General features: G+C 70.6%; 1 protein-coding gene. It reads left to right on the forward strand.

What is annotated here, in order from left to right:
* A partial coding sequence (locus tag FJ658_RS15515; protein WP_255447769.1) for a phosphoribosyltransferase occupies positions 1–255 on the forward strand: 255 nt, incomplete at both ends.

A 255-nucleotide genomic window follows, 5' to 3' on the forward strand; every position in this document is an offset into this window, starting at 1 on the left:
CGCGCTCGACGTCAAGATGCTCGGCAGTCTGAACGTCGAGTTCTACACGGGCGTCGAGTCGCGGCTCGACGAACCCGTCGTGCTGCCGCCGACGCTCGATCGCGAGTCGCTCGTGGGCAAGCGCATCCTGCTCGCCGACGACGTCGCCGACTCGGGGCGCACCCTCGCGCTCGTGCTGCAGCTGCTCGAGGCGGGCGGCGGCGAGGTGCGCACGGTGTGCCTCTACTCCAAGCCCGGCACGGTGCACGAGCCCTT

The sequence above is a fragment of the Schumannella sp. 10F1B-5-1 genome (genome assembly GCF_006517535.1).
In the GTDB taxonomy this organism is placed as follows: domain Bacteria; phylum Actinomycetota; class Actinomycetes; order Actinomycetales; family Microbacteriaceae; genus Schumannella.